The organism is Paenibacillus puerhi, from assembly GCF_009846885.1.
Classification (GTDB): domain Bacteria; phylum Bacillota; class Bacilli; order Paenibacillales; family NBRC-103111; genus Paenibacillus_G; species Paenibacillus_G puerhi.
In genome coordinates, this window is record NZ_WUWM01000008.1 from 60334 (window position 1) to 81656 (window position 21323).

Annotated in this window: 24 protein-coding genes; all 24 read left to right on the plus strand. The window is 55.1% G+C overall.

All coding sequences use genetic code 11. The features are described 5' to 3' along the window. Positions 1-873, plus strand: a complete 873-nt coding sequence (locus GSF01_RS08920; protein WP_159882998.1) for a UbiA-like polyprenyltransferase — start codon at positions 1-3, stop codon at positions 871-873. Further along, positions 870-1502: a UbiX family flavin prenyltransferase gene (locus GSF01_RS08925; protein ID WP_159883000.1), complete on the plus strand. Its 633-nt coding sequence runs from the start codon at positions 870-872 to the stop codon at positions 1500-1502. Before GSF01_RS08920 ends, GSF01_RS08925 begins: the two co-directional genes overlap by 4 nt. Next, on the plus strand, positions 1462-2325 hold the full coding sequence (locus GSF01_RS08930; protein WP_159883002.1) for a menaquinone biosynthesis protein: 864 nt from the start codon (positions 1462-1464) through the stop codon (positions 2323-2325). The genes GSF01_RS08925 and GSF01_RS08930 overlap by 41 nt, the downstream gene beginning before the upstream one ends. Beyond that, the gene (gene hepT, locus GSF01_RS08935) at positions 2322-3296 is read left to right on the plus strand and encodes a heptaprenyl diphosphate synthase component II (RefSeq protein ID WP_159883004.1); all 975 of its coding nucleotides are present in this window, start codon (positions 2322-2324) and stop codon (positions 3294-3296) included. Before GSF01_RS08930 ends, hepT begins: the two co-directional genes overlap by 4 nt. A gap of 55 nt (positions 3297-3351) precedes the next feature. Continuing rightward, positions 3352-3795, plus strand: coding sequence for a nucleoside-diphosphate kinase (gene ndk, locus GSF01_RS08940; protein ID WP_159883006.1), 444 nt, complete (start codon positions 3352-3354; stop codon positions 3793-3795). A gap of 31 nt (positions 3796-3826) precedes the next feature. After that, positions 3827-4603 carry a CheR family methyltransferase gene (locus GSF01_RS08945; protein WP_159883008.1) on the plus strand — a complete coding sequence of 259 codons (777 nt, stop codon included), beginning with the start codon at positions 3827-3829 and terminating at the stop codon, positions 4601-4603. Between the two features lie 89 nt (positions 4604-4692). After that, on the plus strand, positions 4693-4857 hold the full coding sequence (locus tag GSF01_RS29290) for a hypothetical protein (RefSeq protein ID WP_201305343.1): 165 nt from the start codon (positions 4693-4695) through the stop codon (positions 4855-4857). Positions 4858-5179: 322 nt separating this feature from the next. Further along, complete coding sequence (gene aroC / locus GSF01_RS08950; RefSeq protein WP_328803662.1) at positions 5180-6349, plus strand: chorismate synthase; 1170 nt, start codon at positions 5180-5182, stop codon at positions 6347-6349. A 22-nt stretch (positions 6350-6371) separates the two neighbouring features. Then, positions 6372-7469 carry a 3-dehydroquinate synthase gene (gene aroB, locus GSF01_RS08955; protein WP_159883012.1) on the plus strand — a complete coding sequence of 366 codons (1098 nt, stop codon included), beginning with the start codon at positions 6372-6374 and terminating at the stop codon, positions 7467-7469. A 3-nt stretch (positions 7470-7472) separates the two neighbouring features. Further along, positions 7473-7850, plus strand: coding sequence for a chorismate mutase (gene aroH / locus GSF01_RS08960; protein ID WP_159883014.1), 378 nt, complete (start codon positions 7473-7475; stop codon positions 7848-7850). 330 nt (positions 7851-8180) lie between these two features. Further along, positions 8181-9722, plus strand: coding sequence for an anthranilate synthase component I (trpE, locus tag GSF01_RS08965; RefSeq protein WP_159883016.1), 1542 nt, complete (start codon positions 8181-8183; stop codon positions 9720-9722). A gap of 36 nt (positions 9723-9758) precedes the next feature. Next, entirely contained in the window at positions 9759-10805 is a 1047-nt protein-coding gene (gene trpD / locus GSF01_RS08970; protein WP_159883018.1) for an anthranilate phosphoribosyltransferase, read from the plus strand. Then, positions 10795-11625 (plus strand): indole-3-glycerol phosphate synthase TrpC, encoded by an 831-nt coding sequence (gene trpC, locus GSF01_RS08975; protein ID WP_159883021.1) that lies wholly within the window; start codon positions 10795-10797, stop codon positions 11623-11625. Before trpD ends, trpC begins: the two co-directional genes overlap by 11 nt. A 1-nt stretch (position 11626) precedes the next feature. Beyond that, positions 11627-12403: a phosphoribosylanthranilate isomerase gene (locus tag GSF01_RS08980; protein WP_159883023.1), complete on the plus strand. Its 777-nt coding sequence runs from the start codon at positions 11627-11629 to the stop codon at positions 12401-12403. After that, a complete protein-coding gene (gene trpB, locus GSF01_RS08985) occupies positions 12396-13601 on the plus strand; it encodes a tryptophan synthase subunit beta (protein WP_159883025.1) in 1206 nt (401 codons plus the stop codon). The genes GSF01_RS08980 and trpB overlap by 8 nt, the downstream gene beginning before the upstream one ends. After that, positions 13588-14397: a tryptophan synthase subunit alpha gene (gene trpA, locus GSF01_RS08990; protein WP_159883027.1), complete on the plus strand. Its 810-nt coding sequence runs from the start codon at positions 13588-13590 to the stop codon at positions 14395-14397. Before trpB ends, trpA begins: the two co-directional genes overlap by 14 nt. 214 nt (positions 14398-14611) lie before the next feature. Further along, positions 14612-15712 (plus strand): histidinol-phosphate transaminase, encoded by a 1101-nt coding sequence (hisC, locus tag GSF01_RS08995; protein WP_159883029.1) that lies wholly within the window; start codon positions 14612-14614, stop codon positions 15710-15712. Further along, positions 15709-16797 carry a prephenate dehydrogenase gene (locus tag GSF01_RS09000; protein ID WP_159883031.1) on the plus strand — a complete coding sequence of 363 codons (1089 nt, stop codon included), beginning with the start codon at positions 15709-15711 and terminating at the stop codon, positions 16795-16797. Before hisC ends, GSF01_RS09000 begins: the two co-directional genes overlap by 4 nt. Before the next feature lie 432 nt (positions 16798-17229). After that, positions 17230-17823 (plus strand): RNA polymerase sigma factor, encoded by a 594-nt coding sequence (locus tag GSF01_RS09005; protein ID WP_159883033.1) that lies wholly within the window; start codon positions 17230-17232, stop codon positions 17821-17823. Continuing rightward, positions 17820-18446, plus strand: a complete 627-nt coding sequence (locus GSF01_RS09010; RefSeq protein ID WP_159883035.1) for an anti-sigma factor family protein — start codon at positions 17820-17822, stop codon at positions 18444-18446. Before GSF01_RS09005 ends, GSF01_RS09010 begins: the two co-directional genes overlap by 4 nt. Positions 18447-18534: 88 nt before the next feature. Continuing rightward, on the plus strand, positions 18535-19137 hold the full coding sequence (locus GSF01_RS09015; RefSeq protein ID WP_235941364.1) for a histidine phosphatase family protein: 603 nt from the start codon (positions 18535-18537) through the stop codon (positions 19135-19137). Positions 19138-19309: 172 nt separating this feature from the next. Continuing rightward, positions 19310-20443: a hypothetical protein gene (locus GSF01_RS09020; protein WP_159883037.1), complete on the plus strand. Its 1134-nt coding sequence runs from the start codon at positions 19310-19312 to the stop codon at positions 20441-20443. Between the two features lie 43 nt (positions 20444-20486). Continuing rightward, on the plus strand, positions 20487-20999 hold the full coding sequence (locus GSF01_RS09025) for a gamma carbonic anhydrase family protein (RefSeq protein ID WP_159883039.1): 513 nt from the start codon (positions 20487-20489) through the stop codon (positions 20997-20999). Between the two features lie 57 nt (positions 21000-21056). Next, on the plus strand, positions 21057-21287 hold the full coding sequence (locus tag GSF01_RS09030) for an IDEAL domain-containing protein (RefSeq protein WP_159883041.1): 231 nt from the start codon (positions 21057-21059) through the stop codon (positions 21285-21287). Positions 21288-21323: the final 36 nt, after the last annotated feature.

Consider the following 21323-nt stretch of genomic DNA (forward strand, 5'->3'; position numbering starts at 1 on the left):
ATGTGGAGAAAGACCAAGATTTTTTTGGAAATGATCAAAGTCGAGCATACGCTTTTTGCGCTTCCGTTTGCCTTCATGGGGGCGCTGCTCGGATCGGTCGTCACCTATCAGCAGCTGCCCTCTTGGGCGCAGATCGGCTGGATCCTTCTGGCTATGGTCGGGGCGCGGAGCGCGGCGATGGGGATAAACCGGGTAGCGGACAAAGTATTTGATGCCAAAAACCCGCGTACAGCCATGCGGGCTATTCCGGCAGGATTGATATCGTCGAAAGAAGCTATCATTTTCATTATTATTTCGTTCATCCTGCTGTTTGTGGCCGCGGCTAATTTGAACCCGCTTTGTATAAAGCTGCTGCCGATCGCCGTTTTCTTTCTAGTGTTCTATTCGTACACCAAACGCTTTACGTGGGCATGCCATATCTTCCTGGGCGTAGCGATCGCGCTTGCGCCGCTTGGAGGCTGGGTGGCAGTGACGGGGGAGATCACCTGGACGGCGATCGTGTTCTATATCGGCATCGTGTTCTGGCTTGCCGGCTTTGACGTGATCTATGCTTGTCAGGATACGGAATTCGACCGCAAGGAGGGGCTGCACTCGATCCCCGTCAGATTCGGAATTCCGAAGGCATTGCGCCTGGCCCGTCTGTTTCATGTGATAACGGCTGCCGGTCTGCTGAGCCTGTACTTCTTGACCGAGCTGACCTGGATCTATTTGCTTGGGGTGCTGCTGTCGTTCGCATTGCTCTTCTACGAACACTTTATAGTCAAGCCACATGATTTGAGCAGGGTAAATACGGCCTTCTTTACGATGAACAGCATGCTTAGCATCGCGATGTTCGTCTTCACGCTCATTGATTTGGTGGTGTTTTCGACATGAAGAAGCCTTGGGTGATCGGAATATCGGGAGCCAGCGGAGCCGCATACGGGGTCCGCTTATGCCGATTTTTGCTATCGCGAGGTGAATGTGTCCATCTGATCGTGACCGACGCCGGCTGGCGGGTGCTGAAGGAAGAGCTGGGCTGGGACGCGGCACGGCGTCAGGATACGATTGACCGTCAGTTCATGGGCTTGCCCGGAACGATCGAGTACGTGCCCGTACAGGATATCGGGGCGAAAACAGCCAGCGGCTCCTTTCTGACCAAGGGGATGGTCGTGGTTCCGTGCTCGATGGGGACGCTCGCCAGTCTGGCCAGCGGAGCTTCAGACAATCTGCTCGAACGGACCGCCGATGTTATGCTGAAGGAAGGGCGCAAGCTGATTCTGGTGCCTCGCGAGACGCCGCTGCATGCGATACATCTCGAGAATATGCTGAAGCTTGCTCGCATGGGCGTACGGATGATACCGGCTATGCCGGCCTTCTATCAGGGGCCTCAGACCGTGGACGACATGGTCGACTTTATCGTAGGCAAAGTACTCGACGCTATGGAGATCGAACATCACTTGTACAAAAGATGGGGTATGCCACATGACACCGAACAACCAACCGATAAGGATCGGACGGATTGACTTTACGAATGTCTGGCCGTTGTTTTACTATTTTCCATTCGCTGCGTTCGGCGACCGGCTGGAGGTTTTCCAGCAAGTGCCTACGCAGCTGAATAAAGCGATGGCGGAGGGGCGGATCGATATCGGCCCGATCTCGTCTTTCGCTTATGCCGAGCATGCCGATGATTACTTGCTCTTCCCTCATATGTCGGTCAGCGCCTACCGGCACGTGCACTCGCTGCTGCTGTTCCATCGCAAGCCTCTCGCGGAGCTCGGAGGAGCGACCATCGCACTGCCCACGACGTCGGCTACGACGGTCAATCTGCTGAAAATCATACTGGCCAAGTTTTACCGTGTCGACGTTCAGTATGTGTACCAGGAGCCGAACCTGGAGACGATGATGAATAGCGCGGACGCCGGCTTGCTGATCGGGGATCATGCCATCAGGGCAAGCTGGGAGGATCGCGGTTATCTGGTTACGGATCTGGGCGAGGAATGGACACGTCTGACCGGCCAATGGATGTCATTCGCCGTATGCACGATCCGCAAGCAAGTTGCTCTGGAACAGCCGGAGCTGGTGAGGGCGATCTATAACGCATTTCTGGAGAGCAAGCGCAAGTCGCTGGACGATCTGACCTTGCTGGTCGAGGATGCACAGAGAGCGATTGGAGGAACCAAGGAGTATTGGCAGCAGTATTTCTCCAATCTTTGTTATGAATTCGGTCCGAGACAGTGGGAAGGGCTTCAGCTATACTATCAATATGCGGTGGAGCTGGGCTTCCTGAAGCAAGAGGTTCAATTGCAAATATGGCAAGATAATTCGGTAGCACAGGTGACGGAATGAAATTATTGGATTTGTATGCCAAGTTAAAAAAAGATATCAGCAGCATCGAAAAGGAATTGGAGCGCAGCATCGATGTGGATCATCCGCTGCTGCGCGATGCTTCGCTTCATCTGCTGAAGGCGGGCGGGAAGCGGATACGTCCGGTCTTCGTGCTGCTGGGAGGCAAGTTCGGCAACTATAACCTGGAGCGGATCAAGCATGTAGCGGTTTCCCTGGAGCTGATCCATATGGCATCGCTTGTCCACGACGATGTGATAGACGATGCAAAAACCCGGCGGGGACAGCTGACCGTCCGTTCCAAGTGGGACAATCGGATAGCGATGTATACGGGGGATTATATTTTCGCCAAGGCGCTAAGCATCGTGACCCGGCTGGACAATCCCGCTATTCACCGGATCATGTCCAAAGCCCTGGTGGAAATGAGCATCGGAGAAATGGAGCAAATCCGGTTTTTCTATCATACGGAGCAGTCCGTCCGGAACTATCTGCTTCGCATCAAGCGCAAGACCGCGCTGCTTCTGGCGATCAGCTGCCAGCTGGGCGCGATGGCGTCCGACGCTCCAGAGAAGACGTCCAGGCTGCTTTACCGTTTCGGATATTTTGCAGGCATGGCGTTTCAAATCCGGGACGATCTGCTGGATCTATGCGGGACCGAGAAGGAATTGGGGAAGCCGCCGGGCAGCGATATCCGGCAGGGCAATATTACGATTCCGGTGATTTATGCCTTGGAGAATCCGCAGCTTCGGCCGTCGCTTTTGGAAGAGCTTGACCGGATCAAGGGCTGCGACGGACAGACAAATATCGACCGGTTCCTGGATATGATTCGCGGGAGCGAGGGAATTGCCCGGACGGAAGCGCTTGCCTCCTCATATATCGATAAAGCGATCGCCGTCTTGCAGGAATTACCCGACATTCAGGCGAAGAAAGACTTAACCGGCATCGCTCATTTCTTCGGCAACCGTTCCTATTGATCAGGAGGGCGGCACGGAGACTGAGGGCGAGTCAGGAGAGAGGAGAGAAACGAGCATGGAGAGAACCTTTTTAATGATCAAGCCTGACGGTATCGAACGGGGGCTGATCGGGGAGATTGTGAAGCGCTTCGAGCGCAAAGGGCTGCAGCTCACGGCAGCCAAGCTGCTGCAGGTAAGCCGCGAGCAAGCGGAAAAGCATTACGCGGAGCACGAGGGCAAGGATTTCTATGAGCCGCTCGTCGAGTTCGTCACTTCCGGGCCCGTATTCGCCATGGTCTGGCAAGGGGACCGGGCTATCGGACTTTCCCGCAGTCTGATTGGCAAAACGGACGCTCTCGAGGCGGCCCCCGGGACGATCCGAGCTGATTTCGCGGTACATACTAGACTGAACTTGATACATGGCTCGGATTCGCCGGAAAGCGCGGAAAGGGAGATCGCTAACTTTTTCGCACCGGAAGAAGTCGTCCATTATACGAAATCGGTACAAAAGTGGGTTTAATGCGGAGAGCTGACGAGGTGGGGATGACGGCATGGAGGATCAGGATTTCCTGGGTTTCATCAAAAAAGTAAAGGATTATACGTCCATTGATCTGGCGCTGTACAAAGAGGCTCAAATGAAACGCCGTCTTACTACGCTGCGGATGAAGAAAGGGTATGATACATTTGCTTCTTTCTTCACCGCGATGACCAAGGACCAGGCGCTGTTCTATGAGTTTCTGGACCGGATGACGATCAATGTGTCGGAATTCTGGCGCAACCCGAACCGCTGGGAGGTGCTGGAGCAGCGATTTCTGCCGGAGATGGCCAAACGAACGCGCAGACTCAAGTGCTGGAGCGCGGCTTGCTCGACGGGAGAAGAGCCCTATACGCTGTCTATGATCCTCGCCGAGCTTGGCGTCCTGGGCGAAAGCTCCGTAACCGCTACGGATATCGATGAAGGCGCACTGGAAAAAGCGAAGCAAGGGGTATACTCGGACCGTTCGATCCGGGATGTGCCTGCCAAGTATCTGCAGAAATACTATACGCAGGATAAGATGACTTACAAGATAGCGGATTCGCTTAAGCGCTCGATCAGGTTCCAGAAGGGCAATTTGCTTACGGATCGGTTCGAGACCGGCTACGATCTGATTATTTGCCGTAATGTGATGATCTACTTTACCGAGGAAGCCAAGCACTTGCTGTATCAGAAGTTTGCCGATGCGCTCAGACCCGGAGGCATTCTTTTTGTAGGCAGCACGGAGCAGATTTTCAACCCCGGGCAGTATGGCATGGAATCGGCGGAGACGTTTTTTTATCGGAAAATATAATCGCTTGATGAATAACGGCTGCCAATCAATCCCATACTGTGTAGTATACGGGCTGTCAAGCCAGGTCTGCTGCTGCGGGAGGAGTCGAATTGGACAAGCGTAAGGTCATTACGGCCTATCGCCGGGGATTTATTACGATGCAGGAATGCGCGCAAATCCTCGGCATCGATTCGTTGCAAATTATGGGATGGGTAGACGATCCGCATGGAAAGCAATCGGGACGCAAGCTGGGCAAGCTGCCGGTCAACGGCTAAGCCGGCCCCTCTTCGTCCCCGCGAATACGCCGTACGTGGCTTTTTTGGCCTCGTTACCGGCGTATTTTTGGTTGTAAGAAATCGGACGCCGCCCGTTTTCTGCGCCTATTCGGAGGCTTGCCCGCAAGTAATCGGATGCTCATATCGAAGCAATACGCCACTCAGGAAGGACCTGATATGCGTTACTTTCCTTGTCAAAGAAGCAAGCCTATACTATAATGAGGCAAAGGAATCAGTACATAAAAGCGCTAAAGCGTTTTGTGGCCCATGCCGAATTGATTATGATTTTTATGGGTGTTAGGGGTATGGACGAAAGGGGATAATTTGGGTGAGATATTTAACAGCAGGAGAAACGCACGGGCCGCAGCTGACGGCCATTATCGAGGGCTTTCCAAGTAATGTGAATGTAGATTTCGAAGCGGTTAACGAACAGTTGGCACGCCGGCAGAAGGGTTACGGACGGGGTCGCCGCATGCAGATCGAGAAGGATACGGCCCAGATCGTAGGCGGCGTACGCCACGGCAAAACGACCGGAGCTCCGATCGCCCTGGTGGTGGAGAACAACGATTGGAAGCACTGGACTTCCGTGATGAACATAGAACCGATCGAAGGCAGCGATGAGACGAAGCGCAGAGTGAACCGCCCCCGTCCGGGCCATGCCGATCTCAACGGCGGTCTGAAGTATAACCAGCGCGATCTGCGCAACATCCTGGAGCGCTCCAGTGCGCGCGAGACGACGATGCGCGTAGCTGTAGGCGGCATGGCCCGCGAGCTGCTGAAGGAATTCGGCATCAAGGTCGCAGGTCAAGTCGTTCGGATAGGTGATGTGGAAGCGAAGCGCCAGGATATGCCGATCGACGAGCTGATCCGTATTACCGAGGAGTCACCGGTACGTGTGACGGATAAGGAAGCGGAGGAGCGGATGATTGCGGCCATCGATGCGGCCAAGCAGGACGGCGATACGCTCGGCGGGGTCATCGAATGCATCATCGAAGGCGTGCCCTCCGGTCTTGGCAGCCATGTGCAGTGGGATCGGAAGCTGGACGGACGGATTGCTCAAGCGGTGCTTTCGATCCAGGCATTCAAGGGCGTGGAATTCGGCATAGGCTTCGAGGCTGCCCAGCGCCGCGGTTCTGCCGTGCATGACGAGATTTTGCACGAGGAAGGACGCGGCTTTTACCGCGCGACGAATCGTGCAGGAGGCTTCGAAGGCGGGATGACAACGGGCGAGCCTATCGTGGTCCGCGCTGTGATGAAGCCGATCTCGACGCTGTACAAGGCGCTTCAAAGCGTAGATATCGATACGAAGGAAGCATTCACGGCCCAAGTCGAGCGTTCCGATACTTGCGCGGTTCCGGCGGCAGGCGTCATTCTGGAGAATGTCGTAGCCTGGGAAGTGGCCAGCGCATTCATGGAGAAGTTCGGCGGCGATTCGATCGAAGAAATCCGCAACAACTATAACAGCTACTTGGAGCAAATCAAGAGCTACTAGAAAGAGCGGGTGACCCTAGCGAATGATCAAAGAGCTGGCTGTACAACTGGGAGAACGCTCCTATCCGATCTACATCGGAGAAGGGCTGCTTGAGAATATCGGCAGTTATTTCGAGAAGCACGGCATTTCCAAGGCATCGCCGCTTCTGATCGTGACCGATTCGCATGTGGCGGAGCATTACCTGCATCCGGTAACCGAGCGCCTGCGGGAGGCCGGCTTCCAGCCGGTTGCCCATACGGTGAGCGCAGGAGAGCAATCCAAGTCGCTGCAAGTTCTGGAGCAGGTCGTCACGACTTGTCTGGAAGCGGGGCTTGACCGCAAATCCGCCGTTGTGGCGCTGGGCGGTGGCGTCGTAGGAGATTTGGCTGGGTTCGTGGCAGCCAGCTATATGCGCGGCGTCCGCTTCGTGCAGATTCCGACCACGATTCTGGCGCATGACAGCAGCGTCGGCGGCAAGGTGGCGGTCAATCATCCGCTGGCTAAAAACATCATCGGGGCTTTTCATCAGCCCGAGTTTGTCCTATATGACACTACGACTCTCCAATCGCTGCCGGATCGGGATGTCCGCTCCGGACTGGCGGAAATGATCAAGCATGGGCTGATCTGGGATGAGACATTCACAGTTTGGTGCGAGGACAATGCGGAACGTTTGACGGGGCTTGACCCGGAAGCGCTCCAGTACGGACTGTATATGGGCTGCGGCGTCAAGGCGGAGGTCGTCTCGCAGGATGAACGGGAGAACGATCTGAGGGCCATCCTGAACCTCGGACATACGATCGGGCATGCGCTTGAAGCGGTTGCGGGCTATGGCGAGCTTATGCACGGAGAAGCGATCTCCATCGGGATGGTCGGAGCGGCGATGCTGTCGGTCCGCATGGGCAATCCGGAGCATATTCACACGGTCACCGAGCGGATATTCCGCAAGTTCGGACTGCCGGTACGGATCCCGGCCCACTACGATACGGATGCGATCATGGCCGCGATGATGCATGACAAGAAGTTCAAGGAAGGCCAGATGGTCTACATCGTGCCTACGGAGATCGGCAAGGTGGAAATCAATAAAAACGTGTCCGCAGCGCTCGTCAGAGACATCGTGGAGCGGTTAAAACAGGAGGACTGACGCATGTTCGTAAGGGGAATTCGCGGTGCGATAACGGTAGAACATAACGAAGAGAAAGAGATTTTAAGCGCGACGATCGAGCTGTTGAATCAGATCGTGCAGGAGAACGGCATCGTCCCGGAAGAAATCGCTAACGTCTTCGTCACAGTAACCCATGACCTGACAGCTACCTTTCCGGCACGGGCTATCCGCCAGATGGAGGGCTGGGAGCTGGTCCCCTTGATGTGTTCGGTGGAAATCCCGGTAGAGGGCGGATTGCCCCGCTGTATCCGCTTGATGGTTACGGTCAATACGGAGAAGAAGCAAGCCGAGATCAATCATGTTTATCTCCGGGAAGCCATGCGTCTGCGTCCGGATTTATCGAATTTGACAAACGCATAGCCGAGGTAGTATAGTGATCTTTAACGAGCCTGTGAGAGTCACGGGCTGTGAGCAGAGTAGAGCGAGAGCAGAGTACAGTAGAGATGAGCAGAGATTGGCATGACGGTTCGGCCGATAGGTAAGGAGTAAGTCTGTGCATGGCATCATGGCCTTTTATTTCTTTTGCGTGCAGCCTTCCTTTTTATCAGTCCGGTTATCCCGTCCGATTTATGCCAGGAGCATTCGATCCCTACTGGATTAACGACCGCCTCTACCAAGCGTAGAGGCTTTTTTTATTGACGGGATTCAGAGAAGCAGCGTCCGCCGTGACGATTAGAGGAGAGATGAACGATGTATACACCGGAAGCCCAAGAGGTCATTCGGCTGGCAAAAGAGTATAACCTGATCCCTGTCGTGCGCACGCTGATGGCCGATACGGAAACCCCGATTCGCGTGTTCCAGCATTTTTACGAGGAGAAGCGCTCCTTCCTGCTGGAAAGCGTCGAGGGCGGAGTCAAATGGGCTCGCTATTCGTTTATCGGTACCGACCCGTTCATGATGCTCCGGGCCAAGCAAGGGGAGACGGTCATCGAAGGACCAGAGGGAACGCGCAAGGTCACCGAGAAGCCGCTTGAAGTGCTAAAAGCGTATCTGGGTACATACCGGAGTCCTTCGCTTCCCGGACTTCCTCGCTTTACGGGCGGCGCGGTCGGCTTCTTCGGATACGACCTGCTTCAATATTACGAGAAGCTCCCCGCTCACCGGCAGGATGATCTGCAGATGAATGACGTAGAGTTTATGTTCTGCGATCAGGTCATCGTGTTTGACCATTTCAAGCAGCAGCTCAAGGTGATTGCGAATGTCCATGTGCCCAAATATGGGACAGACGCGGAGATCGCAGCGGCCTATGAAGTGACCTGCGCCAAAATCGAGGCGACGATCGAACGGTTGAAGCGCCCGCTCCCGACGCTAACGATGTCGCACCGTCCTATACCCGACGATGTGCCGCTCGGGGAGATCAAGTCCAATGTGACGAAGGACCAGTTCATCGACAATGTGGAGAAGGCCAAGTCGTATATCCGTTCAGGCGATATTTTTCAGGTCGTGCTTTCTCAGCGCTTCGAGATTGAAACGGACGTGTCGCCTCTTCAGGTATACCGGATTCTGCGCACGATGAACCCTTCCCCCTACATGTACGTGCTGAAAATGGATGATCAGGTCATCGTGGGCACGTCGCCCGAGCTGCTGGTGCGCGTAGAGGACGAGAAGGTGGAAACCCGGCCGATCGCCGGTACGAGGCCCCGCGGGAAGACGCCGGAGCAGGACGAGGCGCTGGAGAAGGAGCTGCTGGCCGACGAGAAGGAGCGCGCTGAGCATCTGATGCTGGTCGATCTGGGCCGCAACGATATCGGTCGCGTATCCGAGTTCGGGTCTGTCAAATGCGATTCCTTTATGGAAATTGAACGATACTCCCATGTCATGCATATCGTCTCGAACGTTTCCGGCAAGCTTGCGCCGAACAAGGACTTTTACGATGCCTTCATCTCCTGCATGCCTGCCGGAACGGTGTCCGGGGCACCAAAGCTGAGAGCGATGGAGATCATCGCCGAGCTGGAGAACGAAGCCCGCGGCGCTTACGCAGGAGCGATCGGATACTTGGGCTTTTCCGGCAACTTGGACACGTGCATCACGATCCGCACGATTATTTTCAAGAACGGGAAGGCGTATGTACAGGCAGGCGCCGGCATTGTCTGGGATTCGGTGCCGGAGAGCGAGTATCAGGAAACGGTCAACAAGTCGATGGGCATGTTGAAGGCTATCCGCGTGGCGGAGGCGGTATTCGCCCCGAAGGCGCGCGAGCTGGCATTGACGAATCACGACTATTACGAATAAGCGGTCAAGCCAATATCGAAAGAGGGGAAACCAGTCATGACGGAATCGGTGATTATGACGGTCCAGCAGGCCGTCCAGAAGCTCATCGGCATGCAGCATTTGACAAGAGCTGAAGCTCGTGAAGTAATGGATGTGATTATGGAAGGCCGAGCTACGCAAACACAGATCGGTTCACTGCTGACCGCTTTGCGGATGAAGGGGGAGACGATCGAGGAGATCGCAGGCTTCGCCGAAGCGATGCGTTCCCGCTCGAATCGCGTGCTGACCGAGCAGTCCGATCTGCTGGATACTTGCGGGACTGGCGGCGACGGGGCGGATACGTTCAACATCTCGACCACGGCCGCCATCGTCGCGGCTGCAGGCGGCATCCGCGTTGCCAAGCATGGGAATCGCGCTATGTCCAGCAAGAGCGGCAGTGCGGATGTGCTGGAGGCGCTCGGGGTCAACATCCAGCTGAACCAGGAGCAAGCGGCGGTATGTCTGGAGCAGGCGGGTATTTGCTTTATGTTCGCGCAGCTGTATCATCAGTCGATGAAGCATGTGGCGGCGTCCCGAAGAGAGCTTGGCATACGCACCGTGTTCAATGTGCTAGGGCCTCTGACGAATCCGGCCGGTGCGGACCGTCAGGTACTCGGTATCTTCGACCGCGGCAAAACGGAAACGATAGCGCATGTCATGCAGGCGCTTGGCGTTAAGCGAGCGCTGGTCGTCGCAAGTCACGACGGGCTTGACGAAATCAGTATTTCGGATTCTACTCAAATTACCGAGCTGAGGGATGGAGAAATCCGGACGACGGAGATTTCCCCCGAGGAGCTGGGATTGCAGAGATATGCGATGAAAGAGATCGTCGGGGGCGACGCGGCAGTGAATGCCGCCATCGTCCATGATATTTTCCGCGGCGCCCGGGGCGCGCGCCGGGATATCGTGCTTGCGAATGCAGGCGCATGCTTCTATGTCACCGGTAAGGCTGAGACGCTTCGCGCCGGCGTGGAGCTGGCGGCCGAGACGATCGACAGCGGCCGGGCGGCTGCGAAGCTGGAGCAACTAGTTCAATGTACGGGAGAGCTGAGCCATGTTTCTTGATCGAATTGTAGTGACGAAAAGGCAGGAGGTCGCTTTGCTTCACGAAGCGGTGACGATTGCCGAGATGGAACGCCAGATCGCGGGCATGCCCGCATGTCTTGGTTTTGAACGGGCATTAAGCACCGGGAAAAAACGTCCGATGGGACTGATCGCCGAGGTTAAGAAGGCATCCCCGTCCAAAGGACTGATCCGCGAGGATTTCGAGCCGGTCTCGCTGGCTGCCGAGTATGAGCGGGCCGGAGCCGATTGCCTTTCCGTGCTGACAGATGTCCAATACTTCCAAGGGGCCAATGATTACCTGACCCGTGTCAGGGAAGCGGTAAATGTACCGCTGCTGCGCAAGGACTTCACCATAGATCCTCATCAAATTTATGAGGCGCGCTGCATTGGGGCGGATGCGATTCTGCTGATCGCTGCGATACTGACGACGCAGCAGCTCCGCGAATATCAGGCGATCGCCCGTTCCATCGGGCTGGATGTGCTGATCGAGGTGCATGATCGCGAGGAGCTGGAGCGCGTTCTTGAGCTGAATCCTTCGATGGTCGGCATCAACAACCGTAACCTGAAGACGTTCGTGACGGATTTGAAAACGACCGAAGAACTGACAGCCCACATCCCTGCGGGTGTAACGGTTGTCAGCGAAAGCGGAATTTCACAGCCCGGCGAGATCGACTGGCTGAAGTCGGTAGGCTCTCATGCGGTGTTGATCGGCGAGCATTTTATGCGCCAGCCTGTCGTGTTCGATGCCGTTCACGATCTGATGGGGCCTTTGACGGAAAGCGAGTCTTCCGCCGCAGCGGTTCAGGGGATGGGCGACTAAGATGACGCTGGTCAAAATATGCGGGCTGCTTACGACGGAGCATGCGCAGCAGGTAGCCCAGCTTCCGGTTGACTATATCGGGCTTGTATTTGCACGCAGCAAACGGCAGGTTAGCCCTGCGCAAGCGGCGGCCATCATCGAGGCTATACGGACCGCCAGCGGGGACCACCATATTAAGGTGACGGGCGTGTTCGTCAATCCGACGCTGGAGCAGCTGGATGCCGTGATGAACGAAGCGGCGCTGGACGTTCTGCAGCTGCATGCGCAGGAGACGCCGGATTTTTGCCGGGAAGCGAAGCTGCGATATGGCGGCGTCGAGGTGCTCAAAGCTTTCTCGCTGAGCGCCCGAACCCAGCCCGCCGCTTCCGAACGGTCGTTAGCGGACGCGGATAAGGCCTCTGGAGGCGAGCATTTGTCGGACCGCGGCTCGAACGTCGATGAGGCTGGATCGGATAGTGCCGATGGTTCGGTCCGCGTCCAGCTTGACCCGTACCGGGGGATGATCGACGGCGTGCTGCTGGATACGCTCGACCCGGTGTACGGCGGCGGCTCAGGGCATGCCTTCGACTGGACCTCGATTCCTCCGTACCAGGCATGGTGCCGGCGGGCAGAGATTCCTCTGCTAGTGGCAGGAGGCTTGCAGCCGGGTAACGTGAGGGGACTGCTGAAGGAGTTTGCTCCTAGCGGGGTGGACGTGTCCAGCGGAGTAGAGACGGACGGGGTCAAAGATATCGTGAAAATAACGACTTTTGTCGAAAGGGTGAAATCAATTGTTTAACGGACCGGATGAACAGGGTCGCTTCGGCAAATTCGGCGGGCGCTATGTGCCTGAGACGCTGATGAATGCGCTGATTGAATTGGAGCATGCGTTCCAGACCTACACCAAGGAAGAACAATTCAAGGAGGAGCTGAATTATTGGCTTCACCGCTATTCGGGTCGTCCGACCTCGCTGTATTATGCCGGCAGACTGACGGAGCATCTGGGCGGGGCAAAAATTTATTTGAAGCGCGAGGATCTGAACCACACAGGCGCTCACAAAATCAATAATGCACTGGCACAAGGCTTGCTCGCCAAATGGATGGGCAAAAAGAAAATTATCGCCGAAACCGGCGCGGGCCAGCATGGCGTAGCAACGGCGACCGTAGCCGCTCTTCTTGGCTTTGAGTGCAAGGTGTTCATGGGCGAGGAGGATATTAAGCGCCAGCAGCTGAACGTGTTCCGGATGAACCTGCTCGGCACCGAGGTCGTTCCCGTCACCTCTGGCACGCGAACGCTGAAGGATGCCTGCAACGAGACATTGCGCTACTGGGTGAGCCATGTGGAGGACACCTACTACATCCTTGGATCGGCAACGGGACCGCATCCGTATCCGGTAATGGTACGGGACTTCCAGCGCATTATCGGGGATGAGTCCCGCAGGCAGATTCTGGAGCTCGAAGGAAGGCTCCCGGATACGGTAATTGCAGCCGTCGGCGGCGGAAGCAACGCGATCGGGATGTTCTATCCCTTCGTACAGGACGAAGGCGTTCAGCTGATCGGCGTCGAAGCTGCCGGTCACGGGATCGATACAGATAAGCACGCGGCTACGATGACGCGGGGGACTACCGGCGTGTTCCAAGGCTCGTTCAGCTATCTGCTTCAGGACGAGCATGGGCAGGTGCAGGAAGCTCACTCCATCTCGGCAGGTCTGGATTATCCCGGCATCGGACCGGAGCACTCGCATCTTAAGGATACGGGCCGGGCTGAGTATGTGCCGATCTCGGATAAGGAGGCGCTCGAAGCGCTTCAGCTTCTGAGCCGCAAGGAAGGCATCATCCCTGCGCTCGAGAGCGCGCATGCCATCGCCGAAACCTTGAAGCGGGCGCCGCTGATGGGCAAGGATCAGGTCATCGTCGTCAGTTTGTCCGGACGGGGCGATAAGGACGTGGAAGCGATCATGAACCACTTGGGAGGTCCGAAGGATGAATCGCATTGATCGGAAGTTTGCCGAGCTGCGCGAGAAGAAGCAGCCTGCATTTATACCTTTTATAACGGTGGGAGATCCGGATCTCCGTACCACTATCGATATTATCCGTACCTTAGAGGAGGCCGGCGCGGCTATGGTCGAGCTCGGCGTGCCGTATTCCGATCCTTTGGCGGACGGACCGGTGATCCAGCGCTCGTCCATGCGGGCGCTGAGCAGCAACCGTATCTCGATACTGGATTGCATCGAAGTGGCCAAGCAAGCGCGCAGCGAAGGCTGCGAGCTGCCCTTTATTTTATTTAGCTATTATAATCCGATTCTGCAGACCGGACTGGAGCGTCTGTTTCCGCTGCTACTGGAAAGCGACATCAGCGGCCTGATCATTCCCGACCTGCCGATGGAGGAGGATGAAGAGCTTCGTGCAGCCGCTTTGGCTCACGACATTCACTTGATCCCTCTGGTGGCGCCAACCTCGAAGGAACGGGTCCAGAAAATTTCATCGCGTGCGAAAGGATTCATCTACTGCGTCTCCTCTCTGGGCGTGACCGGTACCCGTAGCGAGTTCCATACGGGCATCGAGGAGTTTCTGGCCACGGTCAAGGCATCGACCGATCTGCCTATCGGCATCGGCTTCGGAATTTCGAACCGCGAGCAGTACAGCCGTTTTTCGGAGACCTGCGACGGGATCATTGTCGGCAGTGCGCTTGTCCGCACGATCGAAGAAGCTCAGCCTAAGCTTCTGAATCCGGACACGAAGTCCGAAGGGCTTGAACAGATCCGTCAATTTGTGCAAGAGCTGATTTCGTAGACGCGGCAACACCGAAGCCAATCCCCCGGTCCCAGCGAACCGGGGGATTTTGACGTGGCTGCCCTCTTATGTAGTCGTCCTTCACCGCTTTACAGAAAAAAATTGCTGGAACGGCTCCTGCAAATGAGGTAAAATGATATCCGACTGTTTACCCTTACAAAGTTATTGTTAAGTATGACGTCAACGACCCAATTCTAATGAGGTGACTATTCGTATGCAGCCCAAAAAAAATATTGTTCACTTGCCGGTTTATCAGCCGGGAAAACCTATCGATGAAGTAAAACGCGAGCTAGGCTTAACGGAAGTGATCAAGCTGGCGTCCAATGAAAATCCTTTTGGCTGCTCGCCGAAGGCCAAAGAGGCCATTCTGGCGGCTGTCGAACAAACAAGCATATATCCGGATGGCGGAGCGGTGGAGCTGACCCAGGCGGTTGCGGAGGAGCTTGGCGTTCAACCGAACCAGATTATTTTTGGCGCAGGCTCGGATGAAGTGATTCTGATGATCGCGCGTGCGTTCCTGACACCCGACGACGAGACGATCACCGCATTCCCGACGTTCCCTCAATACAAGCATAATGCTGAAGTGGAAGGCGCACGCGTTATTGAGGTCCCAGTCGATGCGAACGGCAAGCATGATCTGAACGCGATGCTGGCGAAGGTGACGGACAAAACCAAGATCATCTGGGTTTGCAACCCGAACAATCCGACCGGCACGATGCTGAATGAAAACGAAATCACCGCGTTTCTGGATGCTGTACCGGGCCATGTGATGGTTGTGCTCGACGAGGCCTACGTCGAGTATAAGGCAAGCGGACAATTTCCGGACAGCATCAAGCTGCTGGACACCTACAAGAATATTGTCGTGCTGCGCACCTTCTCCAAAATATACGGTCTCGCTTCCCTTCGCATCGGATACGGCGTAGGGGATGCGGATGTGATTCGTTCCGTCAATCAGGTACGAGAGCCGTTCAATACGACGACCTACGCTCAGAAGGCCGCGCTTGCCTCTGTACGCGACTCCGCCTTTCTGGAGTTTTGCCGCGATGCCAATGCCAAGGGCATCGAGCAGCTGACGGCGGCGTTTGAAGACCTGGGGCTGCCGTACTTTGAAGCGCACGGCAACTTCGTGATGGTAGATGTCGGCCGTCCCGGCGGCGCCGTATTCCAAAGCCTTCTCCGTCAAGGCATTATTGTTCGCCACGATCCAAGCTGGGGCTATCCGACGAAAATCCGGGTAACCGTAGGCAGCGAGGAGCAAAACAACAAGTTTCTGTCCGCTCTCCGGCATACACTCGGCGAAGTGACGGCTTCATGACAAAAATAGCGATCATCGGAGTCGGTCTGATCGGGGGTTCGCTGGCCCTTTCCTTCAAGGGGAAGCCGGACCTGCATATCGTCGGTCATTCCAATAATCCGGCTTCCGTGGAAAAGTATATGAAGCGGGAGGTCGTGGATCATGCGACGACCTCTCTGGAAGAGGCCGTCCGGGACGCCGATTTTATATTTCTTTGCGTTCCCGTCGGCAACTTGGAAGAATATTTGCATAAGCTGGCAGCGCTGGAGCTGAAGTCCGGCTGCATCATCAGCGACGTGGGCAGCACCAAAGCAGCTGTAGCCGCCAGCGCGAAAGCGGTGAATTTCGGCGGTGCTCATTTCATTGGCGGGCATCCGATGGCAGGGAAAGAGAAGTCGGGCGTCGAAGCGGCGAGTTCCCGGTTGTTCGAGAATGCGTTCTATGTATTGACGCCGGGACCGGATACGCCGGATGAAGCTTATGAAAGGTTAGCCGGCTTGCTGAAGCATACCCGGGCCCACCTCGTCAAGGTCGAGCCTGTGCTTCACGACGAAATTGTCGGAGCCATCAGCCATCTCCCGCACATTATCGCGGTTGCGCTGGTGAATCAGATTGCCCGCTATAATGAATCCAATGAGCTCTATCAGATTCTTGCTGCGGGAGGCTTCCGGGATATTACCCGGATCGCTTCAAGCGATCCCATCATCTGGCGCGATATTCTTCTTACCAATAAGGATGCCGTACTCCGGCTCCTGAAGGATTGGAATGACGAGATCGCCGGGTTAGTCAAGCTGATCGAGCAGGAGGACGGCAAGGGAATCGAGCATGAATTTCAGCAGGCAGGCAGTTTCCGCAGCGGGCTCCCGGAACGGAGAAAGGGCGGCATGCATGCTTTCTACGATATTTATGTAGATGTACCCGACCATCCCGGAGTGATCGGACAAATCACCATGCTGCTGGGCAGCAACAAGGTGAACCTGAGCAATATCCAGGTTATTGAGAGCAGGGAAAATATCCCCGGCGTACTCCGTTTATCTTTCCGTGAGGAAGGCGATATGGACAAGGCGCTGGAGTTATTGAAAAAAGACTACGCGGTATACGTGTAGTCTTTTCCTTTTAGTCGCTGGGCGCGTTGGCTGAAGTGCCGGATAAGGCTAGCCCAGGGGCCCACATATTTGCAAGGCAAGCGAAGGGAAAAGAAGCCAAGTTCGTTCTAATAAAACGTTTTCAAAAAAAACGTTGACAATTTGTAAACGTATACATATAATAAAAGTACAGTATGGTTTCTCTCCACTCCTATCCGAATACTTGCACACTGTGCACCCGCCTGATTAGCAGGCGGTCTTTTTTTTTGCAGGAAATGGATAAACCAGGTTTCGACAAAGCAGGAGTTTTGGCTCATCATCTCGAATGAGTATAGTGCAGGCCAACTTTCTAAAATTTTTTTAAGAAATACCGCAACTTTTTGCTCCCAAACCAGTCAAATTGGATGTCGACACAGGGAGCAAGCGGGAATCACGAGGAGGGTCGTCTACGGCATGACCGATTCCCAGTTGATCCGAGAAATCAAAGACGGCAACGTGCAGATGTACAACGAGCTGATGCGCCGTTACGAACGTAAAATATTAGCTTTCATCTATCATATGCTGAAAAGCTCGCAGATGGAGTCACTCGCAGAAGACCTTTGCAACGAAACATTTTACAAGGCTTACCGAAGCCTGCATTCGTTCCGCGAGGTTGAGGCGACCTTTTCTACGTGGCTTTATACGATTGCGCGCAATACGGTGTTAAGCGAGCTACGCAAACATAAGAATGTGAAAGTTTCGCTGGAGCAGAGCGGGTACACCCCGCAAACCGCTGTGGAGGCGCAGCCGGAACAGACGGCCCTTCGGAACGAGAAGGTGACGATGGTTCGGGAAGCGATCAATAATTTGCCCGAGAAGCAGCGGAGTGCGCTTATTCTGCGCGAGTACGATCAGCTGGATTATCAGGAGATCGCAAACATATTGGGACAGACGGTCAGTTCCGTCAAGTCTCTGCTGTTCAGGGCGAGGGCGAGCGTGAAGCTTCAGCTCGAACCATACTTACTTGAACCTATTTTTGAGGAGTATGAGGGGATGAATCAACGATGAAATGCGAAGACATTCAAGAATGGTTCGGTATTTATTGGGACTTGTCCGAGGATGACGCGAGAAGGAAGCAGGTGGATGAGCATTTGACTCATTGCCCGGCTTGCGCGGAGGAATTCGAGATGTGGCAGGAGAGTACGATGCTCATCCGGACGATAGCCGATACCGAAGGCGCGGTTCTGCCCGGGGGCGGGGTATCCTCTTCCGTGATGGACCGGATCTATCGGGACGAGGCCTGGAGGCTTCCGGTTACGGAGCGTCTCCACCAATTCTCGACAAAGCTCAGACGCAACCTGGCGGCGGCGATCGCCGTATGCATCATGGCGTTCCTGTTTACTTTCTGGATTTCGATTAACCAAAATCAGTCCTTCGAGGCTGCTCTTCCCGAGTCCCCTGTCTTCGGAAGGATCGGAGATCCTGTCGTAGCCGCTTCCGGCTCTCCGGCGGAATCCTTAAACGTACATGCGATGCCGACGGCCGTTGCGAGTCTTAAGGGCTTCAACAAGCCGTTTACGTACCAGGTCGGACCTATTCACAGCGTTAGCGATTACTTGCTTTTTCTTTCTCTGCTGGGCTTGACCAGTACGCTGCTTATTATGAATTGGCTTTCCCGCACGAGACATTGATTTGTAGGCCTGCGGCTCCCAAGGGGAGCCGTTTTCTTTCTAATAAAAAGACATAGCTTCACGGCAGCACATTCGACAGGAGGATACGATGATGACCACTATCGGATTCATTCGTCATGGGACCACAGAGTGGAATCTTGCGGGGCGCATGCAGGGACAGATGGATACGCCTTTGGCCGAGGTCGGAAGACAGCAGGCGGACCGCTTGGCGGCAAGGCTGAAAGGAGAGCCGTGGGACGGGTTGATAGCCAGCGATCTGCAGCGGGCCAAAGAGACGGCCGAGCGTATAGCGGCGGTAACGGGCATTCCTTTGCTGCGGGTGGACAGCAGACTGAGAGAACGGTCCTTCGGCTTAATCGAAGGCACTACGCAGGAGGAGAGGATTGCCCGCTGGGGGGAGCAATGGCGTACGGCCGATGTGGGCATGGAGCCCGACGAACTGCTGCTCCAGCGCTGGCAATCGTTTCTGAACGATATCGAACAGGAGTTTGCAGACCGCAAGCTGCTGATCGTCAGTCACGGGGGATATATCGCTCCAGTCATCGAATCGATTCGCAGGCAGACATTGGACACGCATCTGATGAATACCTCCTTTACCATCCTTCAGCGCAAGGGGACGAACTGGGACTGCCTGCTGTTGAACTGCACGGCTCATCTGGAGCAGGATGCAGCGAAAGGACAAGGCGCTTAAGCTTATGCTTAAGCCGTCCCTTGAATAGAGATAGCTTCCATGACCCTAGAGGGAATATGGAAGCTTTTTTTGTTAGCGGCATGTTTTAAATACGGAACAATTTCCCATAATGGGTAGTAGGATTGAAATGCCTCCCGAGGGATGAAGGGAGTCGCGAAGGGAAGCGTCAAGCATGAATTTAGCCGATATGTTGAGCTACGCTGACATTCATGATCTGGGCCGGATCGCAGGAACGTACGAATGCGAATGCAACGGTCATTCGAAGCATGAACTGATACAGTCCATTCTATCCCGCGTGGGACGCAAGGACGTGCTGAATCATTTCGTTGAGGAATTGTCGATGGAGGATATCCGGTTTCTGAACTCGCTGCTGTTCGATCAGCGCGGATCCTTCAGCCTGGAGGAGCTCATCGCGAGGGTCAGGCAAAGCCGGATAGGTCAGGAGAAAGATCAGGACGACTGGAATCCGCGGGATATGATCGCCCGGTTCAAGCATCGAGGCTGGCTCTTCAACGGGTATTCCCAGCAGACCCGCTATTTGTTCGAGGTCCCGCAGGATCTGAAGCAAAGATTTATCGCGGCGCTTGCCAAACGCTTTGAGGAGACCATCGTGCGGACGGAGGAGCCGGCGGCTTATCGAGACGAGCAACGGCTGCTTGCCGACGATATCGTGCTTTTCCTCCGCATGCTTCAGGGGCAGGAGATAATGCTGACCGCCGAGATGGTGATGTATAAGCGCAATCTGCAGCAAATACTGGATAGCCTGTCGGTTCATGAGGAGCCTGTCGGCAAGACCGCCTGGCGGTTCGGTTACGGCCGCATGTTCCGCGATTACCCCAATCGCTTCTCCTTCATCTATGATTATTGCTACTTCAATGACCTCATCACGGAGCATCATCAGGTGCTGGCCTTAACCGATCGGGGCAGGGAGATCGTAGAAGCAGGCAGCAGGGAGGACCCGGTTCAGCTGTACCGGTTCTGGTTAAGGCTCTATAAAGGACCGATCCCCGGGCTGCAGTCGATCGTTCACTGGCTGAATAAGCTGTCCTCTTCCTGGATGACGCTAGCCTCGGTGAAGAACACGCTCGGCCCGTTGATCCGGCCTTTCTATTACGATACGGCAGAGTCCATCCTGGAGCTGCGTATTGTTCAGATGATGATGCATCTGGGACTCCTTCGTATCGGAGAGCATGAGCGGGAGGGACGCGTGCTGCAGGTGACCCGGCTAGGCGCCGGTATCATCGAAGGCACCTACGTGGCCGAGAATGACCGTATTAAGCTTCCGGTTGACAACCGACAATCCTAGTTGCTACAATCTCTCCGACATTCAACCCCGAGGAGCGATGAACATGCTGCACAGCTATAACGGTATTCATCCGCAGGTCCATCCGAGCGTGTTTTTGGCGCCCGGCGTGCAAGTGATCGGAGACGTAGTGATCGAAGAGGGAGCAAGCGTCTGGTACAATGCGGTGCTTCGAGGCGACCTGGCTCCTATCCGGATCGGGAAGCGAGCGAATATTCAGGACGGCTGCATCGGCCATGTCAACACGAATCAGCCGCTAATCGTAGAGTCTGAGGTATCCGTCGGACATGGAGCCATCATACACGGCTGTCATATAGGCAAAGGCACATTAATCGGTATGGGGGCTATTGTACTAAACGGTGCGGAAATCGATGAATATGCTTTAATAGGGGCGGGGTCGCTGATCACCGAGAACCGCTCGGTTCCTTCCTATACCCTGTGGCTTGGTTCTCCGGCCAAGTTTGTTCGTACACTGACGGATGCGGATCTCGCCAGAATGAAACGAACGATGGAGAGCTACTGTCTGAAGGCCGAAGAATATCGGACCGAGCAAACGTAAAGACGCCCGCCTTACGGAGAAAGATTCTTACATGACCCGGTTTGGAGGTAGGTACTCATGGGCAAAATGAACGTGACAAATGACATGATGCTGAGTTTGTTTGCGGAAATGGTGCTGGACGAAGCCATCTGCAACTTCAGAGAGAAGCGGCTGTATCATGAAATCGATCAGGCTTTGGCTGCGGGAGACGAATCAACCTTTCTTGCCCTCACGAACGAACTCAACTTGCTGCGCTCCCAGGTCAAAGAATCTCTTCATACACAAGGTACGGGACAGATAGAAAACTAATAACGGCACGATTTTTGAAAAAAGACATGTGAGAAC

Bases quoted from the DNA above. Each gene is read 5' to 3' on its own strand.
- GSF01_RS08920 (WP_159882998.1), top strand. From the start codon at position 1: ATGTGGAGAAAGACCAAGATTTTTTTGGAAATGATCAAAGTCGAGCAT.
- GSF01_RS08925 (WP_159883000.1), top strand. From the start codon at position 870: ATGAAGAAGCCTTGGGTGATCGGAATATCGGGAGCCAGCGGAGCCGCA.
- GSF01_RS08930 (WP_159883002.1), top strand. From the start codon at position 1,462: ATGACACCGAACAACCAACCGATAAGGATCGGACGGATTGACTTTACG.
- hepT (WP_159883004.1), top strand. From the start codon at position 2,322: ATGAAATTATTGGATTTGTATGCCAAGTTAAAAAAAGATATCAGCAGC.
- ndk (WP_159883006.1), top strand. From the start codon at position 3,352: ATGGAGAGAACCTTTTTAATGATCAAGCCTGACGGTATCGAACGGGGG.
- GSF01_RS08945 (WP_159883008.1), top strand. From the start codon at position 3,827: ATGGAGGATCAGGATTTCCTGGGTTTCATCAAAAAAGTAAAGGATTAT.
- aroB (WP_159883012.1), top strand. From the start codon at position 6,372: ATGATCAAAGAGCTGGCTGTACAACTGGGAGAACGCTCCTATCCGATC.
- aroH (WP_159883014.1), top strand. From the start codon at position 7,473: ATGTTCGTAAGGGGAATTCGCGGTGCGATAACGGTAGAACATAACGAA.
- trpE (WP_159883016.1), top strand. From the start codon at position 8,181: ATGTATACACCGGAAGCCCAAGAGGTCATTCGGCTGGCAAAAGAGTAT.
- trpD (WP_159883018.1), top strand. From the start codon at position 9,759: ATGACGGAATCGGTGATTATGACGGTCCAGCAGGCCGTCCAGAAGCTC.
- trpC (WP_159883021.1), top strand. From the start codon at position 10,795: ATGTTTCTTGATCGAATTGTAGTGACGAAAAGGCAGGAGGTCGCTTTG.
- GSF01_RS08980 (WP_159883023.1), top strand. From the start codon at position 11,627: ATGACGCTGGTCAAAATATGCGGGCTGCTTACGACGGAGCATGCGCAG.
- trpA (WP_159883027.1), top strand. From the start codon at position 13,588: ATGAATCGCATTGATCGGAAGTTTGCCGAGCTGCGCGAGAAGAAGCAG.
- hisC (WP_159883029.1), top strand. From the start codon at position 14,612: ATGCAGCCCAAAAAAAATATTGTTCACTTGCCGGTTTATCAGCCGGGA.
- GSF01_RS09000 (WP_159883031.1), top strand. From the start codon at position 15,709: ATGACAAAAATAGCGATCATCGGAGTCGGTCTGATCGGGGGTTCGCTG.
- GSF01_RS09005 (WP_159883033.1), top strand. From the start codon at position 17,230: ATGACCGATTCCCAGTTGATCCGAGAAATCAAAGACGGCAACGTGCAG.
- GSF01_RS09010 (WP_159883035.1), top strand. From the start codon at position 17,820: ATGAAATGCGAAGACATTCAAGAATGGTTCGGTATTTATTGGGACTTG.
- GSF01_RS09015 (WP_235941364.1), top strand. From the start codon at position 18,535: ATGATGACCACTATCGGATTCATTCGTCATGGGACCACAGAGTGGAAT.
- GSF01_RS09020 (WP_159883037.1), top strand. From the start codon at position 19,310: ATGAATTTAGCCGATATGTTGAGCTACGCTGACATTCATGATCTGGGC.
- GSF01_RS09025 (WP_159883039.1), top strand. From the start codon at position 20,487: ATGCTGCACAGCTATAACGGTATTCATCCGCAGGTCCATCCGAGCGTG.
- GSF01_RS09030 (WP_159883041.1), top strand. From the start codon at position 21,057: ATGGGCAAAATGAACGTGACAAATGACATGATGCTGAGTTTGTTTGCG.